Origin of the sequence: Pseudomonas sp. RIT-PI-o (assembly GCF_001297215.1) — a bacterium.
GTDB lineage: Bacteria > Pseudomonadota > Gammaproteobacteria > Pseudomonadales > Pseudomonadaceae > Aquipseudomonas > Aquipseudomonas moraviensis_A.
Genome location: NZ_LHPA01000047.1, coordinates 1 through 5026, shown reverse-complemented (window position 1 = coordinate 5026; position 5026 = coordinate 1). Strand labels below are relative to the sequence as shown.

Sequence of the window (5026 nt, the reverse complement as noted above, 5' to 3'; positions counted from 1 at the left end):
GAGGGCTGAAGGGTGGTGGCGTGGAGCCGGGTGGGCAGAGGTAGTGATCGAGGGCGCGGTCGGCGGCTTGGTGGAGTTTTTTGGAATCGAGGGATTCGTAGGGGGAGGTGGGGTCGGTTTCGGGTGGGTTGGGTGTTGGTTTGATCATGGGCGAAGCCTCTAGAGTGGTGAAACTGCCACCGTTCGCTGCTAACGAAGGAGGTGGCGGCTGTACGCGGGTTAGCAGACCAGGACTCTAGAACCCGGCGCACCGAAGTGCCCCACGCAAAGCCGCCATAATGGCAACACCTTGTGCGTCTAGAGATAACCCGGGCTGCTAAACCCGATCACTGAACATTCAGCGACCGCACCACAATAGAACCCGACCCCAAGGTGCACAAGCCGGCGGATTCTTGCGTAGCTGTAGGCAATGGCGCAAGAATTCGTAGCCTGAAAGGCGTGTCTGAAGGTGTCTTTTAAACGCTTCGTTTAAATCGAAGAGCTTCGCCGGACCTGATTGCCCCTTCGCGAACAAGCTCGCTCCCACATTTGAAATGCGGTCAAACTGTGGGAGCGAGCTTGCTCGCGAAAAGGCCATCCCGGTCAGCAGAAAAATCTCGGTCAAGCCTCGCTGTTTGATGACTGGTTAATAGTGGAGTTTTTATATCGACGCCCGGCAACGCAAAACCGCCTCGGTTGAACGAGGCGGTATTTTCAGCTTGAACTGCGTATTTATAAATATGGAGATGGGTCGTGCCTGTTTGAATTTTGCGTGGGTTTATTTTTTAAGTTTTACCAGGATTTCATGAATGGCCATTGCCGCTCCTGATTGTGGTGTATCAATATTTATCCGCAAAATGCTTTCCTGGTTCGGTGCCACTGTAAATTCACCGCTGAGTTCAATGACGTGTATAGATTCGATTAAGGTTGGAGGAGTGATATCTATGTTGTTGACGTTCAATACCACCGTGCTTGGATTGCCGGCAGCTTCTCGACCTATCTTTATGCTAAAAATATATGTCGCGTTACCTAGAGTGGAATACCTGTATGTTCGGATAAAAGCCGTCCCGCTCGCTGGTGAGAGGCCGGGATCAATGTTGAGTCGGTCATTGTATGTATATATGCCCCACATGGGTTCTGGAGTGCCCGACCGCCAGCCAGGCCAGAGTTCATGTGGAATTTCATTTTCAAACGTGACTCTTTCCTGGAAATCCTGTTCGCTTGTTGCATTCATGATGAATCTCCATGTTTTAGGAAGACGCAGTTCATGAAAACATGCCAAGGCAGAGCGCACACCTGTCAGGTCTGACAGGTGTGCGGGGTTATCCGACCGGCGGCTCCAATACAGCCTCGTCCGTTGGAACACCGGTATTCGGCATCCGGGTATCAAATGCTCGACCTCAGCACATGTTGGTCGTTCCCAATCACTTTAGGGCTTCAGCCTGCCTGCACCGGCCCCGCGACTCCAGTGATTCAACATCCGATCCACCACCAGCTCCCCGAGCATGATCAGCAGCGCTACGCCCAACAGCGTCAGGCGCTGCGACGCGGGATGAGAAGGCCGAGATCATTGGCGATGATTAGCGGACATCGGCCAGCAGTTCCTCGTTTTGAAGCCTGCGGGCACGACGTACACACGACCGGTTTTACGGGGCGGTGGGGTGAAGTCGGGTGGGTAGGGTGGCGGCCGTACGCGAGTTAACAGACCAGGCTCAAGGATCCCGGCGTACCGAAATGCCCCCGGACCCAAGGCGCACAAACTGGTGAATTCTGGCGTGGCTGTAGGCAATGGATCAAGGGTGTTTAGCCTGAAAGGCGTGTCTGAAGGTGTCTTCTGAACGCCTGGGTTTAAAAGGCGATTTGTGCCGACCTCACTGGCCCTTCGTGAGCAAGCTCGCTACCACATTTGAATGCTTTTCCCTGTGAGAGCCAGCTTGCTCGCGAAAGGGCCGTCCCGGCCAAAAGAAAAAACTCGATCGCGCCCCGCTGTTTAAATCACTGGTTAAATAAATCCGTCTCCTTTGTGCTTTTTTATGCCATTCGCTGACTTGGAGGCTTTGCCATCAGCCGATGCGCGATTTATATCCCATTGGATATGCATTGTAGTCTGCGATCGACTTTTGTTGCGTCCATCCGGGATGGGTTGGGTGAATCGGGATTTGTAAAGCATAGGTAAGGTAGTAATCATTAGGCTGGATGAATGTGGTGGCCCAAATGAAAACATTTCCTTTCGGTTGTTGGATTCCAAATAGTAGCGCTTGGTAAATCTGTTTCTGTAGAGGGGTCTCGTCAACAGTGAAGAGTTGGGCACCCAAGGATGACAGCAAGGCGACAGCTTGATCATATGGAAGACGCCTTTCGTCACTGACTACGAGGTCGTACACGTTTTCGCAAGTAACCTGATAACTGACGGTATTTCCTTTCGTGTCACGCACGCTGATCATTGCGGTTCCGTTTCCTTTCGAGATGACGTGGCCGGTTGCCGGATCAACGGAAGCGACTGTGGGTTTGGAAGAGCTGTATTCAAAAGGAGGACTCCCTCCACGGGCTTGTCGGGTTTGATGTGCGCCCGGAGGTATGTATGCCGCTTTCTCGATGGGCTGGAAATACTCTGGTCTGGTTGGGGGGGGGGGAGGGTACAAATGTGCCCCATCCAGTAGCATTGGCGTGGTATCTATTTCCAGTGTGGGGGTTTCGGTAAAGGTGCGAGCTGCCGACACTTCACCGGAACCATACCGCGCCATGGGGTTGTCTTGGGTCAGCAGGTCTGGCAGCAATGGATTGCCCGTCAGTTTCTCCAGGTCGATGGTTTCCGCGTCATCACCGGGATAATCTTCTCTGCGTTTCAGCAGAATGGGCTTGTCCACCCGCTTGCCATCCAGATCCTCATCCACGCTCTGCACCGGCGACCACGGTGCATCGGTATCCGGGCCGTTGCCGATCTGATCGGTGACGGTGTAGGAAAAATGCAGTTTGTTGTCCAGGCGTTTCGCCTTGTCCAGAAAGGCGCGGGTGACGGTGAAGCAAATGGTGATGGGGGTTTCGTCGCCGGGGTTCGGCGGTGGCGGCGCCTGATTCGGACTGACCCTGGGCTTGGGTTCCAGCAGTTCGCCGTTGCACGTGAGGGTGATGACGTCATACGCCCGGCAATACGGGTAGGCCACGCACACTTCGGCGCTGACGAAATCCGCGCCGACGCCGTTCTTGATCACGTCGGGCAGCAGCAGCTTGAGTTCGGAGTGGCCGCCGGGGTCGGTCAGGTGATCCTTCAGGCCCGGGCGGATACGGTTGTAGAGGATTTCCAGCGATGGGGTGGAAGTGCCTCGATTGTCGTTGCCACGCCTGACGGTGTAGTACAGCTTGTTGACCTGGTCCGGATGCAGTCGACCCTTGGGAATGCGCAACATGGTGCGCACGTTTGGATCCTCAATGGTTTTGCTGTCCAGTGCGACCAGTTCACCCTCAAGCCAGAGCTCCATGACATCGCCGGGGTCCATGGTGCCCGACAACGGTGGATCGGCGTGGACAATGGCGCCGCCGATGAGATCATGGGCCACTAAAGGCACGCCGGTGTGTCCACCTTCCACAGGCTTGGTCTGGCCGTTGATGATGGGCGGGCTGAGGATGAGGACGGTGTTGTCCGGTGGGGTAGAGATGGTCATGAATGAAGCTCCTGCGCGTTGGGAATGGGCAGGGGTTATCAGAGCTCGTAATCGGCGATTGCGCACCTGTCAGATCTGACAGGTGTCGACATGTCTCCGACGAATGGTCGTTGATGGATTAAAAAATCGCCGTTCCGGTTGATGCGGAACGGCGGTTTTTTCTTGGGAGAAGATTGCCTGTGACGCCGCCGCCTTCGCGAGCAAGCTCGCTCCCACAGTTGGAATGCGGTCAAACTGTGGGAGCGAGCTTGCTCGCGAAAAGGCCATCCCGGTCAGCAGAAAAATCTCGGTCAAGCCTCGCTGTTTGAATGACTGGTTAATAGTGGAGTTTTTATATCGACACCCGGCAACGCAAAACCGCCTCGGTTGAACGAGGCGGTATTTTTCAGCTTGAACTGCGTATTTATAAATATGTAAGTGGGTCGTGCCTGTTTGGATTTTGCGTGGGTTTATTTTTTAAGTTTTACCAGGATTTCATGAATGGCCATTGCCGCTCCTGATTGTGGTGTATCAATATTTATCCGCAAAATGCTTTCCTGGTTCGGCGCCACTGTAAATTCACCGCTGAGTTCAATGACGTGTATAGATTCGATTAAGGTTGGAGGAGTGATATCTATGTTGTTGACGTTCAATACCACCGTGCTTGGATTGCCGGGAGCTTCTCGACCTATCTTTATGCTAAAAATATATGTCGCGTTACCTAGAGTGGAATACCTGTATGTTCGGATAAAAGCCGTCCCGCTCGCTGGTGAGAGGCCGGGATCAATGTTGAGTCGGTCATTGTATGTATATATGCCCCACATGGGTTCTGGAGTGCCCGACCGCCAGCCAGGCCAGAGTTCAAGTGGAATTTCATTTTCAAACGTGACTCTGTCCTGGAAATCTTTGTAGGCCTTGATCCTGTAAGTTCGTAGGGCAAACGTCACGGCCTCTGTCTCGACTTGACTGCCGCCAAAGCCTGCCTTGAACTTCAGTTCCAGGTCACTGCCATCTTCCAGGCTTTGCAAGTCGGGGAGTGGAAAGCCGTCGTGGGTGTGAAAACCCTGGTCGATCCACGTCGCATTGGTTTGCGAACCCGGCGGTTGCCAGAAGGTTTTCGAGTAGTCGCCCCCGCCTTTTAATGTCCCTTTCGCTTTCAGCCAGACATATTGTCTCAACGCAATATGCGGGTAACTGTTCGCGCGAAGGGTGGCGTTGGTGGTCAATTGACTGACGTCCAATTCCGGCCCTTCGCCTTGTTCGGAGGCCTGCACGATCAACGGCCCGGGCAAATCGCTTTGCGCAATGGGCGACACCGCCAGTGCACGAATCCGCGACTCTTTCGGATCCTGGGTGCCGCGTGTCACGGTGTAGCTCAGGGTGATCGACTTGGCGAGGTTGAAGGC

At 54.0% G+C, this 5026-nt stretch carries 2 protein-coding genes and 2 pseudogenes; all 4 read right to left on the bottom strand.

The genetic code is table 11. The features are described 5' to 3' along the window. Positions 1-148, bottom strand: a pseudogene (locus tag AEQ63_RS29420) (DUF6124 family protein); the annotation flags it as partial. A 609-nt stretch (positions 149-757) separates the two neighbouring features. After that, positions 758-1213 (bottom strand): hypothetical protein, encoded by a 456-nt coding sequence (locus AEQ63_RS25935; protein WP_064365358.1) that lies wholly within the window; start codon positions 1211-1213, stop codon positions 758-760. 829 nt (positions 1214-2042) lie between these two features. Next, positions 2043-3641, bottom strand: a complete 1599-nt coding sequence (locus AEQ63_RS25930) for a hypothetical protein (protein ID WP_064365357.1) — start codon at positions 3639-3641, stop codon at positions 2043-2045. Positions 3642-4090: 449 nt separating this feature from the next. After that, positions 4091-5026: pseudogene (locus tag AEQ63_RS28705) on the bottom strand (hypothetical protein); the annotation flags it as partial.

Coding starts and splice junctions, on each gene's coding strand:
- AEQ63_RS25935 (WP_064365358.1), bottom strand. CDS start 1,213: ATGAATGCAACAAGCGAACAGGATTTCCAGGAAAGAGTCACGTTTGAA.
- AEQ63_RS25930 (WP_064365357.1), bottom strand. CDS start 3,641: ATGACCATCTCTACCCCACCGGACAACACCGTCCTCATCCTCAGCCCG.